Consider the following 23,472-nt stretch of genomic DNA (forward strand, 5'->3'; position numbering starts at 1 on the left):
ATGCTTCGCGGGGCAAGCCCGCTCCCACAGGTACCCCGCAGGCTTGAGGCTGATGCAGTACCTAGGGAAACAACTGGCTTGCTCAATTTCCAGAATCTAGCGCAATCCCCTGTGGGAGCGGGCTTGTCCCGCGAACACGGGCGCAGCCCGTGCCATGCACCGTGTTGGATGCTTCGGGACAGGCCCGCTCCCCCAGATACCCCGCAGGCTTGAGGCCCCACCCTGAAAGTGCGCCTGGGATTGAGGTCAGTGCGACAGCGCCTCACGAAAGCGACGGGTACTGGCCACAGCCAGCAGCAACCCGACCACCGCCACGCCACCGCCCACCAGCCCGATGTTCGCCACGTTCATCTGGCTGCTGACAATGCTGCCCAGCAACGCACCACCACCAATGCCGATGTTGTAGATGCCGGAGAACAGCGCCATGGCCACATCGGTGGCGTCGGATGCCAGTTTCAGCGTCTTCGACTGCAACGACAGGCTGAAACTGAGTATCGCCACACCCCAGAACATGCTCAGCACAGCGAACACATAAAAGTTGCCCGACAGCGGCAACAGCAGCAAAAGGCATGCCGCCAGCACACCGATCGAGCCCACCAGGAAGCCATGCGGGAAGCGGTCGCTGTAGCGGCTGAACAGCAGCGAACCAAACACCCCGGCACCCCCGAACAGCAACAGCAGTAACGTGGTGCGGTCACCGCCAATTTGCGCTACGTGCAGGGCGAACGGCTCGATGTAGCTGTATGCGGTGAACTGCGCGGTAATCACCAGCGTCACCAGCACATAGGTAATGACCAGCGCCGGGCGCTTGAACAGGATCGGCAAGCTGCGCAACGAACCGGAGTTCTGGCTGGGCAACAGCGGCAGCGACCTCATCAGGCACAGCATGGTGGCCAACGCTACCCCGGCTATGCTCAGGAAAGTGATACGCCAGCCCAGTGCCTCGCCCACCACACGGCCCAGCGGGATGCCCAGGACCATGGCCAGGGTAGTACCGGTGGCTAGCAGGCCCAGCGCCTTGGCCTGCTGGCCTGGCGGCGCAACGCGCACCGCCAGCGAGGCAGTGATGGCCCAGAACACCGCATGCGCCAGGGCAATGCCGATACGGCTGACCAGCAGCATGGCAAAGCTCTGCGACAGCCACGACAGCATGTGACTGACGATGAACACTAAAAACACGAATAGCAACAGACGCCGCCGTTCGATGTTGCGCGTCAGCAGCATCATCGGCAGCGAGGCCAATGCCACTACCCAGGCATAGATGGTCAGCATCAGGCCAACCTGGGCGGTGCTCATGTCGAAGCTCCGGCCAATGTCGCTGAGCAACGCCACCGGGACGAACTCGGTGGTGTTGAAGATGAAGGCAGCCAGGGCCAGGGCAATGACGCTTAGCCAGCTGCCGCTGCCCGTCGCGGGCGGCAGGTGGGTGGGGATGGGTCCGTTCATGGGTGAAAAAGGCTTCTCCGCAGACAAGGCAACAGATCGCACGCCAGCCGCCCACTGGCGGGCTGCCGACGTACGCTTTGTTATAAATAGGAATGCCCGGCATGGTACGCGTCAAGCCGGGGCCTCACAACCGCAACTCGGGCAGAAGGAGTACCATGCGCGTTTTGTGTGAAACGCGTGTGCAACAAGGAGCCCGATCCGCTCATGGACAAGCAGCACCCCCAGCAGCAGTGGCAACAGGCGGTCACCGCCTACGCCCTGGCCGTCAACGACTATGTCGCACAGGGCCGTACGCAAGGCTGGGACAACCTTGCAGAACCTCAGGTGCCAACCACCGAGCACCTGCTCGAAGCCTGGCTGGCAGCCCTGCAGGAAGCCAACCGCGCTGGCGTCGATGAGCAACAGCGCCTGGCCTTTCGCGAAGCCTGGCCACCGGCTCACCAACCTCTGCTGCCGTTGCTCGATGAACACGGCCAGGGCATCGGCAATGTCCTGCTGCTGGACGACGGCAGCCTGATGGCCCGCATTGGCATGCCTTACGACAAAGGCCAAGTGGTACGTATCGATCGCCACGGGGTGACCCCGGTAATCGGCATCGAGCACTTCGGCCGCTGCCCGGCCCGCCGCTACTTTGCCCTGGCCAATGCCGAGGGCGTGCGCGTGACCGATGGCTGGGGTGGCCCACAAGTGCAGCGCCTGGCTTGGCCGACAGGGTTGGAGGGGTTGCCGGCCGGTTACCCGTTCGAACCGTTCGACCTGCCACCCACCCCGACCGCACTGATTCCCTTTCCGGATGGCCAGCGCGTGCTGCTGGTGAGTGCCCAAGGCATCTTCGTGTTGGCCAGCGCGGGGGCAACACGCCTGCTGCCGCACCAGGCACGGGTACTCGACGCATTGGCTGAAGGCACCGAGCCGGAAGACATCAGCCTGGGGCTGAGCATGGAGCATGGCAGGGTGTCGGCAGATGGCCGCTTGATCGTGGTCGGCGAGCAAGGCAGCCGCCACCTGGTGCTGGACGACCAGCTCCGGCTTGTGGCAGAGGTCGGCCCCGGCAGCGAATACCCGCACTTTGCGCTGTTCAACCGTGCCGGTGACCAGGTGATTCTCAATGCCTGCCACTTCTACAGCGGTGCCACGCTGGCGGTCCGGGTGGTCGATCTGCCCGGGTTGAAAACCGACTACTACAGCCAGGATCCGCGTACCCCGCTGGTGCAGGATGGCGCCCGCGTGTATGCCGGGGTAGCACGCGCTGGCGAGTACATCGTGGGGGATGCCTATGGCTACCTGCGGGCCTTTGGCGAAGATGGCAAGGAGCATTGGCAGCACTACCTGGGGTCGACCATCAGTGCCATGGACATCAGTGCCGACGGGCACACGCTGGTGGCAGCGAGCCATGCGGGAATTGTGTCGGTGATCGCCCTGGACAGCGGGCGGCCTGCGTGGCAGATCGGAACCGGGGCGCACGGCGAGGTGCGCCGCTGGTTGTTCTGGAAGGGCTGGGACAAGGCACTGGCCTGGTGACAGATTGGGCATTCACATTGCCCCAACCGGCTTCTTCGCTGGCTGGCCCACGCCAGGGCCAGCCCAGGCAACCGCCGATCAGCCCTGCAAAGTAGCCATGTCGATCACGAACCGGTACTTCACATCCCCGGCAATCATGCGCTCATAGGCCTGGTTGATGTTGCGGATATCCAGCATCTCGATATCGCAACGAATGTCGTGCGCTGCACAGAAATCCAGTACTTCCTGGGTTTCGGCAATACCGCCGATCAACGATCCCGCCAGCACCCGGCGCTTCAATACCAGGTTGGCCGCATGCACTGCCGGGTCGATCGGTTCGATCAGGCCGACCAGGATGTGCACGCCATCGAACTTCAGGGTTTCCAGGTACGGGTTGAGGTCGTGTTGGACCGGAATGGTGTCGAGCAGGAAATCGAAACGGTCGGCCGCAGCACGCATCTGCTCGGCATCGGTGGACACGATCACATGGTCGGCACCCTGGCGCCGGGCTTCCTCGGCCTTGGCCTGGGAGCGGGTGAACAGGGTCACTTCCGCGCCCAGCGCCTTGGCCAGCTTGATGCCCATGTGGCCGAGGCCGCCCATGCCAAGGATGCCGACCTTGTGGCCAGGGCCAACGCCGTGATGCTTGAGCGGCGAATAGGTGGTGATGCCGGCACACAGGATTGGCGCAGCGCTGGGCAGGTCCATGCCGGCCGGTATGCGCACCACGAAGTGCTCGCTGACCACGATGCTGCTGGAGTAACCGCCCATGGTATTGCTGCCATCCACGCGGTCCGGGGTGGCATAGGTCATGGTCGGGCCTTCCAGGCAGTATTGCTCCAGGTCCTTGGCGCACGCCTCACAGTGGCGGCAGGAGTCGACCATGCAGCCGACGCCCACCAGGTCACCGACCTTGTGCGCGGTAACCTTGTCGCCTGTGGCGGTGACGCGGCCGATGATCTCGTGGCCAGGCATCAGCGGGTACACCGCAATGCCCCATTCATTGCGCGCCTGGTGGATGTCGGAGTGGCACACACCGCAGTACAGGATCTCGATGGCGACATCGTCCGGGCGCGGGCTGCGGCGCTCGAAGGTCATGGGGGCCAGAGGGCTGGTCGGGGTTTGGGCGGCGTAACCGATGGCGGTGTACATGCAGGACCTCGCAGTAAAGTGAAACGATTCAGGCGACGCATTTTGCCCGCCGTTCAACGCTACGCCCACAGCGGATTCTCCGGCATGCATGCCTGATTCTCCGAACATGCCTTCCCCATCTGACGCCACGCCTTCAATCTGCGATGATTAAGCTGTCTGATTCTCTGCCCGTGGTGCTCCATGCAACTGACCCGCCATGTCGATGCCAATGCGCCGCTTTGCGCGCTGATCCGAAGCCTCGCCAGCCGCCCCGGCTTCGTCCCTACGCACCTGCCCCAGGTGCAGGTGTTGAGCTGGGACCACTATGTGGCCAGCAGCCCACAAATCTACGAACCCAGCCTGATGATCCTGGCCCAGGGCAGCAAGCTGGCACGCCTGGGGCCACGGACCCTGGAATATGGTGCCGGGCATTACCTGGTGCAGGCGCTGTCGGTACCGTTCATGTGCGAAACCTTCGCTACCCGCGAGGCGCCGCTGTTGGGCGTGGCGGTGGATATCGACCGTGGCGTGCTGGGTGAACTGGTACAGGAGATGGACCTGGCGCCGGACCCGGCAGTCCAGGCGCAAACCCCGCAATCGATGACCTCGGCGGCACTGGATGCACCGATGCGCGAGAGCGTGGAACGGTTGCTGCGCTGCCTGCATGACCCGATGGACGCCAAGGTGTTGGGGCCGGCGCGGGTGCGCGAGGTGCTGTACACCGCCTTGCGTGGCCCACAAGCCGGCGTGTTGCGGGCGTTGGTGGAGCAACAGGGGCACTTCGCCCGCATCGCTGCTGCCCTCGCCCACGTGCGCGAGCACTACAGCGAGCCACTGAGTGTGGAAACCCTGGCCGCGCGCGCCAACATGAGCGTTTCAACGTTCCACGAGCACTTCAAGCGCTGCACCGACATGGCGCCGATGCAGTACCTCAAGCGCCTGCGGTTGCTGAAGGCGCAGCAGATGCTGATCGGCGAAGGCTTGGGTGTCGCCCAGGCGGCGCACCGGGTGGGCTACCAGAGCACGTCGCAGTTCAGCCGCGAGTACAAGCGCCAGTTCGAGCGCAGCCCTGGAGATGAACTGCCGTACCAGAGCTTGCCGGTTTGACACATGCCCCGATCGGCGTCGCTTACCTCGCGCCGTGACACCTCAACCCCGCCCGGCAGGGCAGCTAAATCGCCACCGGAGTCAGCCTGCAAGCGGCCACTGCGCTACCGGCCAGTAAGCGCCCTTGCGCGATTCATACAGGGTGAAATGACGGGCGCCGAGGAAAAACGCTGGCGCACTGCTGGCCTCTGGCGGCTGGCCGCGGTAATCCCTGGACAGCGTCAGGTGCGGGCGATATTCGCGGCTGGCCGCCTCCACCCCCAGCGGCAGCAACGCCTGCTGCAGGGCGTACACCAGTTGCAAAAGGGCCGGTGGAATCTGCTGCGCCTCCAGTACCAAGGCATTGGCCCGCTGCCACACCTGCAAGCGGTCGAGCAGCAACCGTGGCGCCGCCCCCAGCAGCGTCAACTGGTCAACTGCCGCGCAAATGGCTGGCACCTGAGCGGCATCCACATCACCAAGGAACAGCAGCGTGACATGGAAGTTGGCGGCCGGCACCGGCTTGCCACTGCGCAGGTTCAGCTCCCGTCGCCACTGGGCCAGGGCACGGCGCTGGGTATCGCTTACCGGCAAGGCGAAGAACAGTCGCTTGAAGGGGCTGCCACTGGGACGGATATCCTGAACCATACAAACTCCTGAACATGAAACGATTGCGCACGACTGTCGGGCATTACACCAATGTCGCCCCGTCGTTTCGTAACAATCAGTACAAACTACCCCCATGATTGTTTATGCTGGCGGGCTTATGCCATGGCGCATGGCTATTTTTCGACAAGTAAACGTCCATGAAAATTGCACTCGTACTCATCTTCATCCTCTCGATCGCCTATGTTCACCTGCGCGGTCGTGTTCGCCACAAGCTGACTCGCCAGCTGGGCGACCATTCCAGTTTCCTGGCACCGGTCAACAGCTTCCTGTACCTGTTCTCCAGGCTCCCGGCCAAGCCTTACCTGCCGGTCGAGGCCTTCCCAGAACTGAAACCGCTGCAGGACCACTGGCAGGAAATTCGCGAGGAAGGCCGCCAGTTGCTGCAGGTTGGGGAAATCAAGAAGTCCGACAATTATGATGACGTTGGCTTCAACTCGTTCTTCAAGACTGGCTGGAAGCGCTTTTACCTGAAGTGGTACGGCGAAAGCCACCCGTCGGCAATGGCCCTGTGCCCACGCACCACCGAACTGCTGCAAGGCATCGGCACGGTCAAGGCAGCCATGTTCGCCACCCTGCCACCGGGCGCCAAGCTGGTGCGCCACCGTGACCCGTATGCGGGTTCGTACCGCTACCACCTGGGCCTGGACACGCCGAACGATGACGGTTGCTACATCAACGTGGATGGCGAGAAATATTCGTGGCGTGATGGCGAAGGTGTGATCTTCGACGAAACCTATATCCACTACGCGGCCAACAATACCGAGCACAACCGCATCATCCTGTTCTGCGACGTCGAGCGCCCGCTCAAGTACCGCTGGGCAACCGCGTTCAACCGCTGGTTCAGCCGCAACGTCATGGCCGCTGCCGCCGCGCCCAACACGGCTGGCGACAAGACCGGCGGGATCAACCGCCTGTTCACCCGCATCTACAAGATCCGCGAACGCGGCAAGGCGCTGAAGAAACGCAACCGCATGCGCTACTACCTGGAGAAGTGGGCCGTGGTTGCTGCGTTGGTACTGGTGTTCATCTACATCTGATGGATGGGCGCAATTGCCATGCGCTCCGCCCAAAGTACAAGCCTCACACCTGCCACTCTTCGACTAGCCTGAAAGCTCCACTCGCAACCACCCCAAGGTGAAGACGATGAGCATGATGGACTGGGACGCCTACCGTAAGCAGTTGATGGCCGGCATCGGCGATCTCAAGCAACTGTCACCCGACACCGTAGCCGGCTACATGACCGCCAGCGGTGCCGGGGCCAAAACCAACCATCTGGACGCGAAGACCCGCGAGCTGATCTCCCTGGCCGTGGCCGTTACCACCCGCTGCGATGGCTGCATCGCCGTGCATTCGCAACAGGCGGTCAAGCACGGTGCCAGCCGTGAGGAAATTGCCGAGGCCCTCGGCGTGGCCGTGGCGATGAACGCCGGAGCCGCGCTGGTCTATTCGGCACGGGCCATGGATGCAGTGGGCAAGGCCAACGGCTGAGCCCGAACGGCGCCGCCGCCCTTGCGCGACGGCGCCGCGCCCCGCAGACTGGGCGGCTTAGCCCGCGCAGGAACCCGCATGATCCACATCCGCCCCATGACGGCCGAAGACTTCGAACGCTTCTGGCCCACCTTCCAGACCATTGTCCAGGGCCGTGAAACCTATGCTTTCGACCCGGCCCTAGGCTTTGAACAGGCCCGCTCGCTATGGCTAGAGTTGCCCTTGCACACGCTGCTGGCCGAAGAAGATGGCCAACTGTTGGGGTCGTACTACCTCAAGGCCAATGCCGCCGGGCCCGGCGCACACGTGGGCAATTGCGGCTACATGGTCTGCGAGCAGGCACGCGGCCGCGGCGTGGCCCGGCTGATGTGCGAGCACTCGCAGAAACTGGCGCGCCAGGAGGGTTTCCTGGCGTTGCAGTTCAACTCGGTAGTGGCGACCAATGAAGTGGCGGTGGCGCTGTGGCACAAGCTGGGTTTCGAAACCGTCGGCCGCTTGCCCAAGGCCTACCGCCATGCCCGCCTGGGGCTGGTGGATTGCCTGGTGATGTACAAGTGGCTGGCCGATGAGCCGGTGGTGGAGAAGCCGCCGCTGCTGATCGGGCGCAAAAATATCGAGGCGCGGGTGTCGCGCAGGCGCGGGCGCTGACCCTCGCGTGCACGTCCGGCCCGTTCGCGGGTTTCATCAGCAAGGTCACCTCGGCATGCGGGTTGGTGCGGCCCTTCAGGTTGACCGTGCCGCTGCCATGTATTCATGCGAAATCACTACACGCCAACATTTGACGCCCCAGCATTTCAGTGGTGATATGCGCCCCAGTTTCAGGTGTCCTGCGCCGCCGCGCGCAGGGTGAAACGGGAAGCCGGTGCGTCGTGTTAACCACGACAAGTCCGGCGCTGCCCCCGCAACGGTAAGCGAGCGAACCCTTCGAGATACCACTGTGCCTTGGCATGGGAAGGTGAAGGTTTCACGCCCCTCGCAAGCCCGGAGACCGGCCTGGAGCTTCACTTGGCAACCCGCGGTGGGCGGGCGCAGGCCGGTATCCGTGCGCGCGCCTGCCTGCACGGTTCGCCTTTGCGTGTTTTCCACCGGGATCCATTCATTCCTGCAGCAGTGGAACGACATGTCCCGTATGTTCAAGCTTCACCCTTTGGCGGCCTGCCTGGCCGTCACCCTGCCGGCCCTGGCTGATGACCGCGGGCCGCAGCCCTTGGCCCTGCCCTCCACGGCCATCACCGACACCCTCGACAACCGCACCCTCGACCTGAGCACACCCACCCAGGCCGGCTCGCGTCTAGGCCTCAGTGCGCTGGAAACACCCGCCAGCACCAGCAGCATCAGCGCCGAACAGATCCAGCAACGCAACAACTTCACCGTGCAGGATGCGGTGACCCGTTCGCCAGGCATCACCTTCATTGGCTCGCCGGGCGACGGTGGCACCGGCCTGTCCGCCCGTGGCTTTGCCGGGCACAGCTCGGTGATGACGCTGTTCGACGGCGCACGCCTGTATACCGGCGCTGGCACCCAGACCTTCCCGGTCGATCCATGGATGGTCGAGCGCATCGAGGTGATCCGCGGCCCGGCCTCGGTGCTGCATGGCGAAGGCGCTACAGGCGCGGTGGTCAACGTGATCCCGAAAAAGCCGTTCGCCGGCGAGGTGCGAAACCACCTGCGCCTGGGCTACGGCTCGTGGGACCGCCAGCAGCTTGGCCTGGACAGCGGTGGCAGCTTCAGCGAGCGCTTGAGCTACCGCCTGACCCTGAACCAGCAGGCCGGCAACGGCTGGGTCGACCGCACCACCTCACGCAGCCTGGCCCTGAGCGCGGCACTGCGTTTCGATGCCAGTGACGACCTCAGCTTCACCCTTGCCCATGACCGCGGCGAAGCGCAGCCTGCCAACTATTACGGTACCCCGCTGATCGACGGCCACTACCGCAGCAGCCTGCGCAAGAAAAACTACAACGTGCAGAACGATGTGCAGCGGTACCACGACGAATGGACCCGGCTGACCACCGACTGGACACTGAACGACCATGTCAGCGCCAGCAACCAGCTGTACTACATCAACAGCCGACGCCACTGGCGCAACGCCGAGAACTACGATTGGGACGCCGATCACCAGCGGCTGCAGCGCGGCAGCTACCTGGAAATCAAGCACAACCAGGAGCAGTTCGGCGACCGCCAGACGTTCACCTTCGACCACTCGCTGTTTGGCCTGGCCAGCAAGACCCTGCTCGGTGCCGAGTACAACAAGGTACGCTTCAACGTCGACAGCAACGCCCCCTACAACGACATCGGCGGCGACTACATGGACCCGTGGCAGCCGCAGCCTGGCTGGTTCCACAGCGCCTCGCCACTGCGCCCGCAAACCCTGTCCACCACCCACACCTTCGCCCTGTTCGCCGAGAACCACCTGCAGCTGGGCGAACGCCTGTCGTTGGTTACCGGGGTGCGCCGCGACCAGAACCACATCGACCGCGACAACCTGGCCGATGGCAGCCGCAGCGATCACAGCCTGCAAGGCGGCAACTGGCGCATCGGGCTGGTGTATGCGCTCAGCGACGACCTGTCGCTGTACGGCCAGTACTCCACCAGCGAAGACGGGGTGAACAACCTGATCAGCCTCAGCCCGAGCCAGATGCACTATGACCTGACGGAAGCAAAGCAGACAGAGGCAGGCCTGAAGCAACGCTTCTGGGACGGCCGTGGCGAATGGACCCTGGCGGCCTACCACATCGTCAAGAAGAAGCTGCTGGTTGACGACCCGCTCACTCACGCGCAACAGCAAGCCGGCCAGCAAACGTCCGATGGCCTGGAGGCGACCCTGGAGCTGGCACTGCCCCACCAGTGGCAGGTGTCGGCCAACGCCTCGCTGGTCCGCGCCCGCTATGACGACTTTGACGAACGGGTGGGCGACATGGTGCAGGACCGTGCCGGCAACCGGCCGGCCAACGTGCCACGGCGTGCTGCCAACCTGTGGCTGAGCAAAGGCTTCGGCCAGCAAGTGCAAGCAGGCATTGGGGCGCGGTATGTGGATGCGCGTTATGCCGATACTGCCAATACCCAGAGCGCCCCCGGCTACACCGTGGTGGATGCCAATGTCGCCTGGCAGGTTCGGCCCGATGTGAGGCTGGGGTTGCAGTTGAATAACCTGTTCGACCGCGAGTACGTGCAATCGGCGTTCAGCGGGCAGCAGTGGTTGATGGGGATGCCACGCTCGTATTTCGCGACGGTGGATTACAGCTTCTGAGCTGACGTGCCTGTACTCACCTCATCGCGGGCTTACCCGCGCAGAGGCCGGTGCAGGCAACACAAGAAACCGCTACCAAAACCTAATCATTTAGTTATAAGATAACGTTTCACTTGACATCAATTCCCATCAGCGACCCTCCATGACAAGCGCCAGCGCCACCCCCACCCTGCTAACCCAGCGCCTGCAGAGCATCGATGCCCTGCGCGGGCTGGTGATCCTGTTCATGCTCCTGGACCACGTCCGCGAGACCTTCTTCCTGCACCGCCAGGTCAGCGACCCGATGGCCATCGACACCACCGAGCCGTCGCTGTTCGTCAGCCGCACCCTGGCCCACCTGTGTGCGCCAGTGTTCGTGCTGCTGACCGGCCTGTCGGCCTGGTTGTACGGCGAAAAACACCAAAGCCGCAGCGATGTCTCGGCGTTCCTGTTCAAGCGCGGGCTGTTCCTGGTGGTGCTGGAATTCACGCTGGTCAACTTCGCCTGGACCTTCCAGCTGCCACCCAGCGTGATCTACCTGCAGGTCATCTGGGCCATCGGCGTCAGCATGATCGCCCTGTCACTGCTGGTGTGGCTGCCACGCGCGGCGCTGCTGGTACTGGCGGCGGTGATCATCGCTGGCCATAACCTGCTCGACAGCCTGCACTTTGGCGTGCAATCGGCCCTGCACGTGCCGTGGGCGATCCTGCATGACCGCGGTTGGCTGGAGTATTCCGAACACCTGCGCCTGCGCACGTCCTACCCGGTGCTGCCGTGGATCGGCGTCATCGCCCTCGGCTACGGCCTGGGCCCCTGGTTTGCCCGTGGCAGCCAGGCAGATCAACGCCAGCACCGCTTGCTGCTGGCCGGGCTGCTCGCGCTGCTGGGCTTTGTCGCGCTGCGCATGTTCAACGGTTATGGTGAAGCGCCGTGGAGCGGCTACCCCACGTTGACGCAAACCCTGATGAGCTTCTTCAACATCACCAAATACCCGCCCTCGCTGCTGTTCCTGGCCCTCACCCTGAGCTGCGGCCTGCTGTTGCTGCGCGCCTTCGAACGCGCCGGCCAGGCACGCTGGATCAGCGTCCTGGCGGTGTTCGGTGCAGCACCCATGTTCTTCTATCTGCTGCACCTGTATGTACTGAAATTGCTGTACCTGGCCAGCGTGGCACTGTTCGGCCTCAACCATGGCGACTATTTCGGCTTCGACGGCATTGCGGCGGTGTGGCTGGGCGCCCTGCTGTTGGCGGTTTCGCTGTACCTGCCGGTGCGCTGGTTCGCCCGGCTGAAGCAGCGCCGCCGTGATATCGGCTGGCTGAAGTACTTCTGAAAAGCATTTTCACCCGGCGCCGCGATGGTCTACCATGCGGGCCGCCGGTTTCCACCACGGAATTAATAGGGAATCCCAGGCCCGCCAATACGGGCCAAACGGAACTGCCCCCGCAACTGTAGGTGCCGAGCCTGCTCCATCAATGCCACTGAGTCGCTGACTCGGGAAGGCCGGGGCCAGGTGAAGACGCACCAGTCAGGAGACCTGCCGGCCTACATTCACCAACCGGCGGGGTGTCCGGGATTGGCCATCAGTGTTGCCCCTGCGGCCAGCGGGGGCTCGGCGATGCCTGTCCGTGCGTTCATTCCGTGAACTGTCCGATAGGAGATCGCCCAGCATGCTGCCCCGTTTCGCCACCCTGCTCGCCGGCCTCGGCCTCACCGGCCTGGCCCAGGCCGCTGCCACCCACTACCCGCTGACGGTCGACAACTGCGGCAAACCGCAGACCTTCGCCCACGCGCCGCAGCGTGCGGTCACCATCGGCCAGGCTGGCACCGAAATGCTTTACGCACTGGGCCTGGGCGACAAGCTGGCTGGTACCTCATTGTGGTTCAACAACGTGCTGCCCGAGTATCAGGCCGTGAACGCCAAGGTACCGCGCCTGGCTGATAACGACCCCAGCTTCGAGGCCGTGGTGGGCAAGCGCCCGCAACTGGTAGCGGTGCAGTTCGAATGGATGGTCGGCGCCCAGGGCGTAGTCGGTACCCGCGAGCAGTTCGACGAGCTGAAGATCCCCACCTACCTGCTGCCATCGGACTGCGAAGGCAAAGACAACCTGGTGGGCGCCGATGGCACTCGCCTGCAGGCGTTCCAGGTCGACAGCATCTACAAGAGCGTCAGCCAACTGGCGGAAATCTTCGACGTACAGGCCCGCGGCACGGCGCTGAACGCTGAGCTCAAAGGCCGTCTGGACAGCGCCAGGGCGCAACTGGCCGGCAAGGACCTGTCGACGACCTCGGCGCTGTTCTGGTTCTCCAGCGCCGACCTGGACATCGACCCCTACGTGGCCGGCCGCCAGGGTGTGGCGGACTTCATGCTGCGCACCCTCGGTGTGCGCAACGTTATCGAATCCAACGAGGAATGGCCCACCGTAGGCTGGGAAACCCTGGCCAAGGCCAACCCCACCTGGTTGATCATCGCCCGCATGGACCGCCGCCGCTTCCCGGCCGACGATTACCAGAAAAAGCTGGAATTCCTGCGCAGCGACCCGGTAACCCGCAACATGGATGCGGTAAAGCACGACCGCATCATCATCCTCGACGCCGATGCCATGCAGGCCGGCATCCGCCTGTTCCGTGGGGTGCAGACGTTGTCGGCAGCCTTTGCCAGCGGTAAAGCCAGCCAGTGATCAGTCGACTGTTACCCTGCACTGCCGTTGCCCTGGCAGCCCTGTTGGCGGCCCTGCTGGCCGGGACTGCCATTGGCGAAACCAACCTGTCCCCCAGCGTGGTCGGCCAGGTGCTGGCCAACCACCTGTGGCAGGCCGGTTACCCGGTCGATCCGATCGATGCCGGCATCGTCTGGAACTACCGGCTGACCCGTACGCTGGTCGCGGCGGCCTGCGGTGCCGGCCTGGCCACCTGCGGCGTGATTCTCCAGGCCCTGTTGCGCAACCCACTGGCCGAGCCTTACCTGCTGGGCCTGTCTGCCGGTGCTTCGACCGGTGCAGTACTGGTCGGCCTGCTAGGCCTGGGTAGCCTTGCCTTGAGCATGTCTGCCGGGGCCTTCATTGGTGCCCTGGCGGCTTTCGCCCTGGTGCTGGTGCTGGCCCGCGCGGCCGGCCCGAGCAGCAACAATGCCCCAGTGATTCTGGCCGGTATCGCCGGCTCGCAACTGTTCAACGCCCTGACCGCATTCCTGATTACCAAGTCAGCCACCGCCGAGCAGGCGCGTGGCATCCTGTTCTGGCTGCTGGGCAACCTCAGCGGCGTGCGCTGGCCTTCGGTGTATCTGGCCGTGCCGGTAGCGCTGTTCGGCTTGCTGGTGTGCCTGTGGCATCGCCGCGCGCTGGATGCGTTCACCTTCGGCGCCGATTCGGCAGCCTCGCTAGGCATCCCGGTGCGGCGTACCCAGTTGCTGCTGATCAGCTGTGCTGCGCTGGTGACGGCGGTGATGGTATCTATCGTCGGCGCCATCGGATTTGTCGGGTTGGTAATCCCCCATGCCCTGCGCCTGCTGCTCGGCCCCGGGCACAGCCGACTGCTGCCCGCCAGTGCATTGGGCGGCGCGTTGTTCCTGATCGCCGCCGATATCCTTTCGCGCACGCTAATCACGGGCCAGGTGATTCCGGTGGGCGTGGTGACTGCGCTGATCGGTGCACCGGTCTTCGCCCTGATCCTGGTCAGCCGCAGGGGGCGCCCATGACGGTGATGTGTGCGGCTACGCTATCGCCACTCAGCTGCCAGGGCCTGGGCTTGCAGCTGGCCGGCAATAGTGTGCTCAGCGATATCGACCTGGGTGTCGTTGCCGGGGAAACCCTAGGCATCGTGGGCCCCAACGGTTCGGGCAAGTCCTCGCTGCTGAAGTTGCTGGCTGGCCTGCGCAAGCCTGCCAGCGGCAGCGTGCAACTCATGGGTGAACCACTGGCACACATGCCTCGCCGACGGGTCGCCCAGGCGTTGGCACTGGTCGAACAGCAGGCCGATACCCTCGATGCGATCAACGTGTTCGATGCGGTTGCCTTGGGCCGCACGCCGTGGCTTTCAGCCCTGGCACCGTTCTCCCGGGACGACCGCGCCATCGTCGAGCAAGCCTTGGCCGACCTTGATGCCCTGCACCTGCGCACCCGCTTGTGGGGTTCGCTGTCCGGCGGCGAGCGCCAGCGCGTGCACATCGCCCGCGCCCTGGCGCAGAGGCCGCAGGTCCTGTTGCTGGACGAGCCCACCAACCACCTGGATATCCAGCACCAGTTGAGCCTGCTGCAACAAGTGCAGGCACTGCCAGTCACCACCCTGGTGGCCCTGCACGACCTCAACCAGGCACTTACCTGCGACCGTGTCGCGGTACTCGACAAAGGCCGCCTGGTCGCCCTGGGCGCCCCTTTCGAGGTGCTTACCCCGGGCCTTCTGCTGAGCACCTTCGGCGTCCACGCCCACTACCTTACCGACCCTTACGACGGCGCGCGCATCCTGCGCTTTCGCGCCCCCTGAACCAGGAAGTTCTGCCCATGCTGTTGCGCCCTGTCGCCCTGCTGCTCGCCAGCGCCCTGCTTGCCCCGGCCGCGCAGGCCGAAGTCCATGAAGTGAAAATGCTCAACCGCGGCAGCGACGGCGCCATGGTTTACGAACCCGACCACCTGCGCATTGCGCCAGGTGACAGCGTGCGCTTCCTGCCAACCCAGAACGGGCACAACGCCGCCAGTATGGCAGGCCTGCTACCTGCCGGGGCCACAGCGTTCAAAAGCAAGCTGAACCAACCGTTCGAGCAAACCTTCAGCGTGCCAGGCGTATACGGCATCCAGTGCATTCCGCACCTGGCGATGGGCATGGTCATGGTGATCCGGGTGGGTGACGCGCCCGCAGCGCAAATACCCGCCAGCTTGCCACCCCGGGCCAAGGCGCGCTTGGCCCTGCAACTGCAAAAGCTCGAGGCCGGGCAATGAGCCGGCTGTTGTGGGCTCTGCCCCTGTTGAGCCTGGCGCCTGTCGCCCTGGCCGACTCCGCCCAAGCGCTAAGCCACGGTTTCATCGAAGATGGCAGCTGGAGCATTCTCAACCGCAGCGTGTTCGACCAGCGTGACTACAAGCACGGCGGGCGTAACAGTGCTGCGCGCAATGCCTACAAGCCGCGTAACGCGCGCAATGGCAAAGCCGAGGAATGGGCGTATGGCTTGATGGGCACCTTCCAGTCCGGCTTCACCCAAGGGCTGATTGGTGTCGGGGTCGATGCCCATGCCTACCTGGGCGTGCAACTCGACAGCGGCGGAGGGCGCGCCGGCAAGGCGCGTTTGCTGGGTGTCGACAACGACGGTCACCCGAAGAACGAATACAGCCGTGGGGGCGCGGCAGTGAAACTGCGCATGGCCAATACCGTGCTGTCCTACGGTGAGCAGCGGGTCAAGACCCCGGTGTTCAGCTCTTCAGACAGCCGCCTGCTGCCCGAGACCGCCACCGGTTGGTTTCTCACCAGCAACGCGTTCGACGCCCTCAAGCTGGTGGCAGGGCACTTCAACGAAAGCACCGACCGCAACGCTTCCAGCCACGATCAGGGCTTTGTGGTGAACTACTCCAACGGCCGGCAGGGCAACAGCTTCGACCTGGCCGGCGCAGTGTGGAACCCCAGCGCTGCCTTCAGCGGCAGCCTGTACACCTCGCGCTATGCAGACAGCTGGAACCAGCACTACCTGGGCGGCACCCTCAGCCAGGCACTGGATGACCGCCGCAGCGTCAGCCTGGACCTCAACCTGTACCGCACCACCGACACTGGCAAGGCGCTGTCCGGGCGTATCGACAACACCACCTGGAGCCTGGTCTCGCGCTACAACCAAGGGCCACACGGCTTCAGCCTGGGCTGGCAGCAAGTAGACGGCAACACGCCATTCGACTACGTGACGCGGGGGGCGATCTTCATTGCCAATGCGGTGCAGATGTCGGACTTCAACGCGCCAAACGAAAAGTCGTGGCAGGCGCGCTACGACTTGAACATGGGTGCCTACGGCGTGCCCGGGTTGAACCTGACGGCGTTGTACGTGCGCGGGTTTGATATCGATGGCACGCACGTCGACCCCGATGGCGGGTATGCGTACTTGGGTTATGGCAAAGGTGGCAAGCATTGGGAGCGCGACCTGGAGGCGCGCTACGTGGTACAGGGCGGCAAGGCCAAGGGCACCACGTTCTCGCTGCGGCATAACGTGCACCGTGGGAACACGGCCCAGGCGGAGCTGGATGGTGACCAGATACGGCTGGCGGTGGAGTGGCCGATTTCGGGCGGTTTTTGACAGATCGCGTTGCCTGAACCGGGGAGGACAAGCAAGCCATGAAGTTTTTTAAATGAACCCGTCGATCACCCCGAAAGCGCCGTTGTAGGCGCTTTCGCACAGGTCAGCGCAGGCGCATTTGCATGTGCGTGGTCTGCCAGACCGGATCTTGCTCCACATCCACCACCACGAACCCTTGCCGCTCCCAGAATGCAATTGCACCGGCCAGGAATGGATGGGTATGCAGGTACAGGCAGCCAATGCCCGCCTGTACCGCCCGCTCGCGCAGTGCACCGAACAACGCGCCCGCCAGGCCATGCCGGCGGTAGTCCGGCAACACGAACAGGCGCACCACTTCGACAACCCGCTCGGCGTGATAATCAAGTTGGGCGAAACGATGGTCATAGGGCAGGTAACCAATCACCGCCACCAGTCGCCCGTTATCGCGGGCCTCCAGGAAGCAGCCCTCGCCCTCCAGATAGGTTTCGGCGAATTGCGCCAGGTCGCGTGGCACAGGGGCGTTCGTCAGCATCGGAAACAGCTGGCGGCGGGCGCTGTCGACAAACGCCAGCACTTCGGCAATGGCGCTGCGCGCCACAGGTTGCAGGGTCCAGGTCGGCATGAGGCTATCGGCAATGGTCGGGAGGGCAAGGTTCTACCGCAGCACGCCGCTCAAGGCAAATCACAGGGCTCGTCGCGACCAGGCGGACATCGTTATAATCGACATTCTTCACTGCCCGACCAGGCCACCCCATGCCTTGCCTCCCGAAGTTGCTGTTGCCACTGTTGCTGACTGCCGCCCTCACCGCCTGCGAGCAGAAACCCTCCCGTGAAGAGCAGATCCTTGCCCAGTTACCGTTGCAGGATGCCTACACGCATAACATCGAACGCATGGCCGGGCTGCTCGGGCGCACGCACCCGCAGCTATCGCAAGCGACCATCCAGGATGTGCTGCGCAAGCACCTCACCGTCGAGGACCAGCGCCAGGACCTGTTCCGCCTGTACAGCGAAAAGAACTTCAGTGACGCCGAGTTCGCCACCATTGTCGCGGCCACCCAGGACCCGGCCAAGGCCCGCGCCCTGGAAGACACCGAAGCCGGCAAGCGCCTCAGCGAAAAACTCACCGGCCTGATGCGCGAGACCGCCCGCGACACGAAGGTCCAGGCGCTGGTCGAGCAGCGCATGCAGCAGGTGGAAGACGAGTTGAACGCGCTGGAAAAGTCAGGCTCCTGAACGTGGCCGGCAAGGTCATCCCCATTCCGTAACCCAATCACCCGAGGTCAGGATTGCCACACGCCAAGCACGGATTGCGCCTGGATCTACGTACACTCATTCTGGTGCTCTGCGCCCTTACCGCCGTGGTGATGCTCTGCGCCAGCTATTTCGCCAGCTACCGGGTACAGCGCCAATTGCTGATCGACCACGCCCTGGAGGCCAACCGGGTGTATGCGACCAAGCTGGCCAGCATCACCGAGACCTTTATCGCCAGCGCCTTGCAACAACTGACCTACAGCGCCAGCGTTCAAGCCCGGCAACTGAGCGACGCCGCTGCGCTGCAGGACGAGACCGACCGCGTGCTTGGCCAGGGCATGGCTTTCAATTCCACATTCGTGATCGACGCCAGCGGCATGCTGCTGGCGATATCCCCTGCCCCGCTTCGCCACCTGGTCGGCACCCGCATGCAGTCGCCCGGCGCCAAAGAGGCACTGCAGGAACGCCGCCCGCTGGTTTCCACACCCTTTCTATCAGCGGCCAACAACCTGGTAGTGGTGCTGTCTCACCCGATTTTCGACAGCAACGGGCGCTACCTCGGGTACGTCGGCGGCAGCCTGTACCTGCGCGAACGCAACATCCTCAACAGCCTGCTGGGCGAGCACTTCCACCAGGACGGCTCGTACCTGTATGTGGTCGATCGCAACCGCCGGTTGCTGTACCACCCCAACAGCCAGCGGGTGGGTACGGTGGTAGAGGGCAACGCGCTGATCGACCAGCTGACGACATTGACCAGCGGCACGCGGCAACTGACCAACAGCCAGGGCGTCGAAGTACTTGCGGGCTACGCCACTGTCCCCAGTGCCGGCTGGGGCGTGGTGGCGCAGCAGCCGTTGGCGCAGACCACAATGCCGCTGAACTCGCTGATACTGAATGTGGTGGGCATTTCCGCGCCCTTGGCACTGGTAGGCAGCCTGCTGCTGTGGTGGCTGGCGATGACCATCGCCCGGCCACTCTGGCAACTGGCCGCTGGCGCCCGCTCCATGGACCGGGTCGGCACCGACGAGCGCCTGCACCGGGTGCGGGCCTGGTACTTCGAGGCGGCAGAACTCAAACGCGCGCTGCTGTTCGGCCTGAACTTGTTGCAGGAGCGTATTGGCCGGCTCAATCGTGATGCCCAGACCGACCCGTTGACCGGCCTCGGCAACCGCCGCAGCCTGGAATTCAGCCTCTCGCTACTGGAAGCCGAAGGGCGGGCGTTTTCGGCCATCGTGCTGGATATTGACCACTTCAAGCGGGTCAATGACAACTTTGGGCACGAGGTGGGCGACCAGGTGCTGCGCCGGCTGGCGGAGTTGATGCGGCGTGGTTGCCGCGAGGGCGACCTGCTGTGCCGTACCGGGGGTGAGGAGTTCCTGATGCTGCTGCCAGGGGCCGGCCTGGAAGTGGCAGCGGTGGTGGCCGAGCGCCTCCGGGTGTCGGTGCAGGGTACGCCGGTGGAGCCGGTGGGCGCGGTGACGTTGTCGCTGGGGGTGGCGTACTGGGATGGCGAGGCCGGGAGCGAGCCGGCGGAGGCACTGGGTAAGGCTGACCAGGCCCTCTACCGGGCCAAGCAGGAGGGGCGTAATCGGGTAGTCACTTCCTGAACCGCCTGTTTCCGCCGTCCGCCGAAAGGGCCGGTCCAGACGCAGATGAAACTGTGGGTTGTAACAATCCTTGTCATAAAACTGTCGCCTTTCAGTCATAGGATTGACCCCAACCTGACATTTTCATTTCATGGATGAGCGTCTCATGCGTCGTGTGGTTTTCAATCAGAAAGGTGGCGTCGGTAAATCCAGCATCGCCTGCAACCTCGCCGCGGCCAGTGCCGCCGAGGGCTACCGGACGTTACTGGTCGACCTCGACCCGCAAGCCAATGCCACCTATTACCTGACCGGCCTGGTCAATGACGCCATTCCCGCCGGCATCGCCGACTTCTTCCGGCAGACCTTGTCGCCGGTCGCCGCTGCCGGCAAGAAGCACCGCGTGGCGATCACCGAAACCCGGTACAGCAATCTGCACCTGGTCACCGCCAGCCCCGACCTCAGCGACCTGCAAGGCAAGCTGGAGAGCAAGTTCAAGATCAACAAGCTGCGCAAGCTGCTGGTGGAGCTTGGCGAGGACTACGAGCGGATCTATATCGACACCCCGCCGGCACTGAACTTCTACACCTTCAGCGCACTGGTGGCAGCGGAGCGCCTGCTGATCCCGTTCGACTGCGACAGCTTCTCGCGCCAGGCACTGCACAGCGTCATGGCCGAGGTCGAAGAGCTGCGTCAGGACCACAACACGGCCTTGCAAGTGGAGGGGGTGGTGGTTAACCAGTTCGCCGGGCGCACTGCGCTGCACCATACCCTGGTCGAGCAGTTACGCAGCGAAGGCCTGCCGGTGTTGCCGGTGTACCTGAGCAACTCGATCAAGATGCGTGAGTCGCACCAGGCCTCGGTACCGCTGGTGCACCTGGCCCCGCGGCACAGACTGGCGTTGGAGTTCGTCGATTTGCTGGATGTGCTCGAGCGCGCTGCCTGATTACCCCAGGAACCCGCGCCCCCTCGGGACCGATCGAGCGGGCTGCACAGCAGCCGAAAAATCCGCGGCGAAAAGGCTACCCGGCCCCTCAGCCGAATGGTAGATTCGCCGCCATGAACATTTCCCGGCACACCCGCACGCTGACGGCCTGGACGCTTTACGCCAGCGTCCTGTTCAGCCTGCTGCTGTGTGGCCTGCATCACGGCCAGATGGGCGGCCTGCGCCTGGCCGGCCTGGAAGGTGGCTTTTGCTCGATCAACAGCGAGCATGGCGTTGCCATCGACCTCGACGGCGCCGGCGGCGACCAGCACATGGCCCAGCTCGACTGCCCGGTGTGCTCCTCGTTCGGCCTGGCCGTACCGCTCAGCAGCGGCGGCTGGTCATTCACCCCGGCGCAAGCCTTTGCCACTTCGCCAATCGTGGTCCGCAGCTGGGCACAACCACCGCCGCGCTATCAACGCCCCGCCCTCAACCCCCGCGCTTCCCCCGCCGTCTTCCACGCAGCCTCACTTCATTTCGCCTGACTTCAGCCGGGCGCGCCTGCCTGCGCGCTCGCCGTCAGCCATGATCTTTGCATGGAAGACTTGCCAACATGCTTCGCAATACCTCTCTGGTGCTCCTCATGGGCACCTGCAGCATTGCCTGGGCGGACAACGCCGCCGTGGAACTCAGCGCCACCACCATCGACGGTGAACGCGAAAACCCCAGCGGTGTGCAACTGGACGAGCCGATCCGCACCGGCTCGCGGCTGGGCCTCACCGCGCGGGAAACACCGGCCTCGGTCAGCGTCTCGGACCGCCGCCTCATCGAAGAACGCGGCGCCAAGGACAGCCAGGACGTGATCAACGCCATGACCGGCGTCAACGCCTCGGCCAACCCCGGCTTCGGCGGCTTCGTCGCGTACCGCGGCTTCACCCAGAACCAGGTCACACAGCTGTACAACGGCATCAACCTGGGCTACAGCAGCGCCACACGGCCGGTAGATGCCTGGGTGCTCGACCGCGTCGAACTGATCGGTGGGCCGTCGTCATTCCTGCACGGCGCGGGGGCGGTAGGTGGCTCGATCAACTACATCACCAAGCTGGCCAGCCGCGACCAGCAAACCCTTGACGGGCGTATCCGCTACGGGAGTTTCGACGACAGCGAAGTGGCCTTCGGCATCAACCAGGCGCTGGCCAGCAACCCCGCCGATGCCCGCCACTTCATGCGTCTGGATTTCAGCCGCGGCCACGGCAATGGCTATGTCGACCGTAACGAGCGCAGCACCGACAGCCTGGCCTTCTCGCTGCTCAGCGACCTCGCGCCCAACCTGACCCACACGCTGTCGCTGGAGTACCAGGAAGACCGCGAAGACAGCCCTTATTGGGGGTCGCCGATCCTGCCCGGGCGCAGTACGATGAAAATCGACAAGAGTCGCCGCTTTGAAAATTACAACGTTGGCGACGGTCGGTATGAGCAACGGGTGCGCTGGCTGCGGTCGATCCTCGACTACCAGATCAGTGACAGCACCAGCGTGCAGAACACGCTGTACCACTACAATGCCCAGCGCGATTACCGCAATCTGGAACGCTATGCCTACACGCCCGGTGGCCAGGTTCAGCGCAGCAGCCCGTACCTGCAGCGCCACGACCAGAACCTGCTGGGCGACCGCATCGAACTGCGCCACGACAACCACCTGCTCGGCCTGGCCAGCCAGTGGTCGCTGGGGCTTGAATACTCGCGCATGCGCCAGACCCTCTCCCCCACCTCGGGCAGCTGGACCGATGTGGTCGATGCCGAGCACTTCGACCCCGGTAGCTTCGATGACATACCAGGCGTAAACGCTGGCCTGACCAAGCAGCGCCGTCACCAAGTGAGCAACCGTGCAGTGTTTGCCGAAAACCGTCTGCAATTGACCGAACGTCTGGCCCTGCTGACTGCCCTGCGGTACGACTACCTGAACATGGAAGTGACCAACTACGGTGCAGTGACGCCCACTTCGCCGGCGTATTTCGAACGGCGCTGGGAACCGCTGTCCGGGCGCGTCGGCCTGACCTACGCGCTGACACCTTCGGCCAGCCTCTACGCCCAGTACAGCACCTCCGCCGACCTGCCAGCCGGTTCGTTGGCGGCCGCAACCTACTCCAACGTCGGGCTGTTCGACCTGTCCAAGGGCGAGCAATGGGAAGTGGGCAGCAAGTTCGACTTCCTCGACGGCCGTGGCGCGGCTACGCTGGCGCTTTACCAGATCGTGCGCAAGGACTTTGCCGTGCGCGACGCCAACGACGCCAACCTCACGGTGCAGGCCGGGCAACAGACCTCGCGCGGGGTCGAGGTGTCCGGGCGCTTGCAGGTCACGCCAACGTTGCTGGCCGAGGCCAACTACGCCTATGTCGATGCGCAGTACGATGAGTTCAATGAGGCGGTCAACGGCGTGTCGGTGTCGCGCAAGGGCAATGCGCCAGTGAACGTGCCGGCCAACGTCGCCAACCTGTGGCTGACCTACAGCCTGTCATCGGCCTGGTCAGTAGGGGCAGACGGGCGCTACGTAGGCTCGGTGTACGCCGATAACGCCAACAGCCTGAAGGCCCCGGCGTATACGCTGTTCGGCGCGTTCGCCCGCTATCGGCTGGATGCGCACACCACGCTGACCGGGCGGGTCCGCAACCTGACCGACGAGGTGTATGCCAAACAGGCCTACAACAGCCAGTACTACATGGGGCCACCGCGCACCTTCGAGCTGGCGCTGGATATGCGTTTCTGAACCTCCCCACCTGCGCGGCGCCTGCTCGCCACGCCGACCCGTTGGAGTCGGCCGGCGTAAACCGCTGCGGCGGCTTATTCAGGTATCCCGAGGTCGTCCTCGACAAAGCGCTTTGCAGCGCCCGGTAATCTACTGGCTAGCACAACAATGATGGCGCGG

21 protein-coding genes and 2 riboswitches are annotated in these 23,472 nt (G+C 64.1%); of the genes, 17 read left to right on the forward strand and 4 right to left on the reverse strand.

The features are described 5' to 3' along the window. Nucleotides 1-246: 246 nt before the first annotated feature. Nucleotides 247-1,446: a sugar transporter gene (locus tag E8E68_RS04140; protein ID WP_110743288.1), complete on the reverse strand. Its 1,200-nt coding sequence runs from the start codon at nt 1,444-1,446 to the stop codon at nt 247-249. A 204-nt stretch (nt 1,447-1,650) separates the two neighbouring features. On the opposite strand from E8E68_RS04140, the gene E8E68_RS04145 reads away from it, so the two are divergent. Beyond that, nucleotides 1,651-2,967, forward strand: coding sequence for a hypothetical protein (locus E8E68_RS04145; protein ID WP_266030245.1), 1,317 nt, complete (start codon nt 1,651-1,653; stop codon nt 2,965-2,967). Nucleotides 2,968-3,045: 78 nt separating this feature from the next. Here the strand turns inward: E8E68_RS04145 and calA are convergent, their stop codons facing one another. Further along, nucleotides 3,046-4,098 carry a vanillin reductase gene (calA, locus tag E8E68_RS04150; protein ID WP_266030246.1) on the reverse strand — a complete coding sequence of 351 codons (1,053 nt, stop codon included), beginning with the start codon at nt 4,096-4,098 and terminating at the stop codon, nt 3,046-3,048. 180 nt (nt 4,099-4,278) lie between these two features. Here calA and E8E68_RS04155 point away from each other — a divergent pair, with 180 nt between their 5' ends. Next, nucleotides 4,279-5,184 (forward strand): AraC family transcriptional regulator, encoded by a 906-nt coding sequence (locus E8E68_RS04155; RefSeq protein WP_266030248.1) that lies wholly within the window; start codon nt 4,279-4,281, stop codon nt 5,182-5,184. An 81-nt stretch (nt 5,185-5,265) separates the two neighbouring features. Here the strand turns inward: E8E68_RS04155 and thpR are convergent, their stop codons facing one another. Further along, a complete protein-coding gene (gene thpR / locus E8E68_RS04160; RefSeq protein ID WP_266030250.1) occupies nt 5,266-5,811 on the reverse strand; it encodes an RNA 2',3'-cyclic phosphodiesterase in 546 nt (181 codons plus the stop codon). A 158-nt stretch (nt 5,812-5,969) separates the two neighbouring features. Here thpR and lpxO point away from each other — a divergent pair, with 158 nt between their 5' ends. From lpxO to E8E68_RS04210, 10 genes are all read left to right on the forward strand, one after another. Beyond that, the gene (gene lpxO, locus E8E68_RS04165; RefSeq protein ID WP_266030251.1) at nt 5,970-6,869 is read left to right on the forward strand and encodes a lipid A hydroxylase LpxO; all 900 of its coding nucleotides are present in this window, start codon (nt 5,970-5,972) and stop codon (nt 6,867-6,869) included. Between the two features lie 106 nt (nt 6,870-6,975). Then, nucleotides 6,976-7,320, forward strand: a complete 345-nt coding sequence (locus E8E68_RS04170; RefSeq protein WP_013973174.1) for a carboxymuconolactone decarboxylase family protein — start codon at nt 6,976-6,978, stop codon at nt 7,318-7,320. Nucleotides 7,321-7,398: 78 nt separating this feature from the next. Next, a complete protein-coding gene (locus E8E68_RS04175; RefSeq protein WP_280339855.1) occupies nt 7,399-7,968 on the forward strand; it encodes a GNAT family N-acetyltransferase in 570 nt (189 codons plus the stop codon). A gap of 155 nt (nt 7,969-8,123) precedes the next feature. After that, nucleotides 8,124-8,332: riboswitch (cobalamin riboswitch) on the forward strand. A 108-nt stretch (nt 8,333-8,440) separates the two neighbouring features. Further along, nucleotides 8,441-10,567: a TonB-dependent receptor gene (locus E8E68_RS04180; protein WP_280339857.1), complete on the forward strand. Its 2,127-nt coding sequence runs from the start codon at nt 8,441-8,443 to the stop codon at nt 10,565-10,567. A gap of 142 nt (nt 10,568-10,709) precedes the next feature. Then, the gene (locus E8E68_RS04185) at nt 10,710-11,876 is read left to right on the forward strand and encodes a DUF1624 domain-containing protein (RefSeq protein WP_266030253.1); all 1,167 of its coding nucleotides are present in this window, start codon (nt 10,710-10,712) and stop codon (nt 11,874-11,876) included. 28 nt (nt 11,877-11,904) lie between these two features. Next, nucleotides 11,905-12,103, forward strand: a riboswitch (cobalamin riboswitch). Between the two features lie 110 nt (nt 12,104-12,213). After that, nucleotides 12,214-13,224 (forward strand): ABC transporter substrate-binding protein, encoded by a 1,011-nt coding sequence (locus E8E68_RS04190; RefSeq protein ID WP_280339859.1) that lies wholly within the window; start codon nt 12,214-12,216, stop codon nt 13,222-13,224. After that, nucleotides 13,224-14,240 (forward strand): iron ABC transporter permease, encoded by a 1,017-nt coding sequence (locus E8E68_RS04195; protein WP_110748381.1) that lies wholly within the window; start codon nt 13,224-13,226, stop codon nt 14,238-14,240. Before E8E68_RS04190 ends, E8E68_RS04195 begins: the two co-directional genes overlap by 1 nt. Next, nucleotides 14,237-15,025: an ABC transporter ATP-binding protein gene (locus E8E68_RS04200; protein WP_266030255.1), complete on the forward strand. Its 789-nt coding sequence runs from the start codon at nt 14,237-14,239 to the stop codon at nt 15,023-15,025. The genes E8E68_RS04195 and E8E68_RS04200 overlap by 4 nt, the downstream gene beginning before the upstream one ends. A gap of 17 nt (nt 15,026-15,042) precedes the next feature. Then, nucleotides 15,043-15,477 carry a pseudoazurin gene (locus E8E68_RS04205; protein WP_266030257.1) on the forward strand — a complete coding sequence of 145 codons (435 nt, stop codon included), beginning with the start codon at nt 15,043-15,045 and terminating at the stop codon, nt 15,475-15,477. Further along, the gene (locus E8E68_RS04210; protein WP_280339861.1) at nt 15,474-16,811 is read left to right on the forward strand and encodes an OprD family porin; all 1,338 of its coding nucleotides are present in this window, start codon (nt 15,474-15,476) and stop codon (nt 16,809-16,811) included. Before E8E68_RS04205 ends, E8E68_RS04210 begins: the two co-directional genes overlap by 4 nt. A gap of 103 nt (nt 16,812-16,914) precedes the next feature. On the opposite strand, the gene E8E68_RS04215 is transcribed toward E8E68_RS04210, so the two are convergent. Then, complete coding sequence (locus tag E8E68_RS04215; protein ID WP_266030259.1) at nt 16,915-17,412, reverse strand: GNAT family N-acetyltransferase; 498 nt, start codon at nt 17,410-17,412, stop codon at nt 16,915-16,917. A gap of 131 nt (nt 17,413-17,543) precedes the next feature. Here E8E68_RS04215 and E8E68_RS04220 point away from each other — a divergent pair, with 131 nt between their 5' ends. The 5 genes from E8E68_RS04220 (at nt 17,544) to E8E68_RS04240 (ending at nt 23,313) form a co-directional block, all read left to right on the forward strand. Further along, the gene (locus E8E68_RS04220; protein WP_266030260.1) at nt 17,544-18,023 is read left to right on the forward strand and encodes a hypothetical protein; all 480 of its coding nucleotides are present in this window, start codon (nt 17,544-17,546) and stop codon (nt 18,021-18,023) included. 53 nt (nt 18,024-18,076) lie between these two features. Next, nucleotides 18,077-19,648 carry a sensor domain-containing diguanylate cyclase gene (locus E8E68_RS04225; protein WP_266030261.1) on the forward strand — a complete coding sequence of 524 codons (1,572 nt, stop codon included), beginning with the start codon at nt 18,077-18,079 and terminating at the stop codon, nt 19,646-19,648. A gap of 145 nt (nt 19,649-19,793) precedes the next feature. After that, nucleotides 19,794-20,570, forward strand: a complete 777-nt coding sequence (locus E8E68_RS04230) for a ParA family protein (RefSeq protein WP_110748639.1) — start codon at nt 19,794-19,796, stop codon at nt 20,568-20,570. A gap of 113 nt (nt 20,571-20,683) precedes the next feature. Then, complete coding sequence (locus tag E8E68_RS04235; protein WP_266030262.1) at nt 20,684-21,094, forward strand: DUF2946 family protein; 411 nt, start codon at nt 20,684-20,686, stop codon at nt 21,092-21,094. A 68-nt stretch (nt 21,095-21,162) separates the two neighbouring features. Then, the gene (locus E8E68_RS04240; RefSeq protein WP_280339867.1) at nt 21,163-23,313 is read left to right on the forward strand and encodes a TonB-dependent receptor; all 2,151 of its coding nucleotides are present in this window, start codon (nt 21,163-21,165) and stop codon (nt 23,311-23,313) included. Nucleotides 23,314-23,472: the final 159 nt, after the last annotated feature.

This window comes from Pseudomonas sp. BN607, assembly GCF_029871175.1.
In the GTDB taxonomy this organism is placed as follows: Bacteria; Pseudomonadota; Gammaproteobacteria; order Pseudomonadales; family Pseudomonadaceae; genus Aquipseudomonas.

Coding starts and splice junctions, on each gene's coding strand:
- E8E68_RS04145 (WP_266030245.1), top strand. CDS start 1,651: ATGGACAAGCAGCACCCCCAGCAGCAGTGGCAACAGGCGGTCACCGCC.
- E8E68_RS04205 (WP_266030257.1), top strand. CDS start 15,043: ATGCTGTTGCGCCCTGTCGCCCTGCTGCTCGCCAGCGCCCTGCTTGCC.
- E8E68_RS04220 (WP_266030260.1), top strand. CDS start 17,544: ATGCCTTGCCTCCCGAAGTTGCTGTTGCCACTGTTGCTGACTGCCGCC.
- E8E68_RS04170 (WP_013973174.1), top strand. CDS start 6,976: ATGAGCATGATGGACTGGGACGCCTACCGTAAGCAGTTGATGGCCGGC.
- E8E68_RS04190 (WP_280339859.1), top strand. CDS start 12,214: ATGCTGCCCCGTTTCGCCACCCTGCTCGCCGGCCTCGGCCTCACCGGC.
- E8E68_RS04175 (WP_280339855.1), top strand. CDS start 7,399: ATGATCCACATCCGCCCCATGACGGCCGAAGACTTCGAACGCTTCTGG.
- calA (WP_266030246.1), bottom strand. CDS start 4,098: ATGTACACCGCCATCGGTTACGCCGCCCAAACCCCGACCAGCCCTCTG.
- E8E68_RS04215 (WP_266030259.1), bottom strand. CDS start 17,412: ATGCCGACCTGGACCCTGCAACCTGTGGCGCGCAGCGCCATTGCCGAA.
- E8E68_RS04200 (WP_266030255.1), top strand. CDS start 14,237: ATGACGGTGATGTGTGCGGCTACGCTATCGCCACTCAGCTGCCAGGGC.
- E8E68_RS04185 (WP_266030253.1), top strand. CDS start 10,710: ATGACAAGCGCCAGCGCCACCCCCACCCTGCTAACCCAGCGCCTGCAG.
- E8E68_RS04230 (WP_110748639.1), top strand. CDS start 19,794: ATGCGTCGTGTGGTTTTCAATCAGAAAGGTGGCGTCGGTAAATCCAGC.
- E8E68_RS04180 (WP_280339857.1), top strand. CDS start 8,441: ATGTCCCGTATGTTCAAGCTTCACCCTTTGGCGGCCTGCCTGGCCGTC.
- E8E68_RS04210 (WP_280339861.1), top strand. CDS start 15,474: ATGAGCCGGCTGTTGTGGGCTCTGCCCCTGTTGAGCCTGGCGCCTGTC.
- E8E68_RS04240 (WP_280339867.1), top strand. CDS start 21,163: ATGCTTCGCAATACCTCTCTGGTGCTCCTCATGGGCACCTGCAGCATT.
- E8E68_RS04140 (WP_110743288.1), bottom strand. CDS start 1,446: ATGAACGGACCCATCCCCACCCACCTGCCGCCCGCGACGGGCAGCGGC.
- thpR (WP_266030250.1), bottom strand. CDS start 5,811: ATGGTTCAGGATATCCGTCCCAGTGGCAGCCCCTTCAAGCGACTGTTC.
- E8E68_RS04235 (WP_266030262.1), top strand. CDS start 20,684: ATGAACATTTCCCGGCACACCCGCACGCTGACGGCCTGGACGCTTTAC.
- E8E68_RS04155 (WP_266030248.1), top strand. CDS start 4,279: ATGCAACTGACCCGCCATGTCGATGCCAATGCGCCGCTTTGCGCGCTG.
- lpxO (WP_266030251.1), top strand. CDS start 5,970: ATGAAAATTGCACTCGTACTCATCTTCATCCTCTCGATCGCCTATGTT.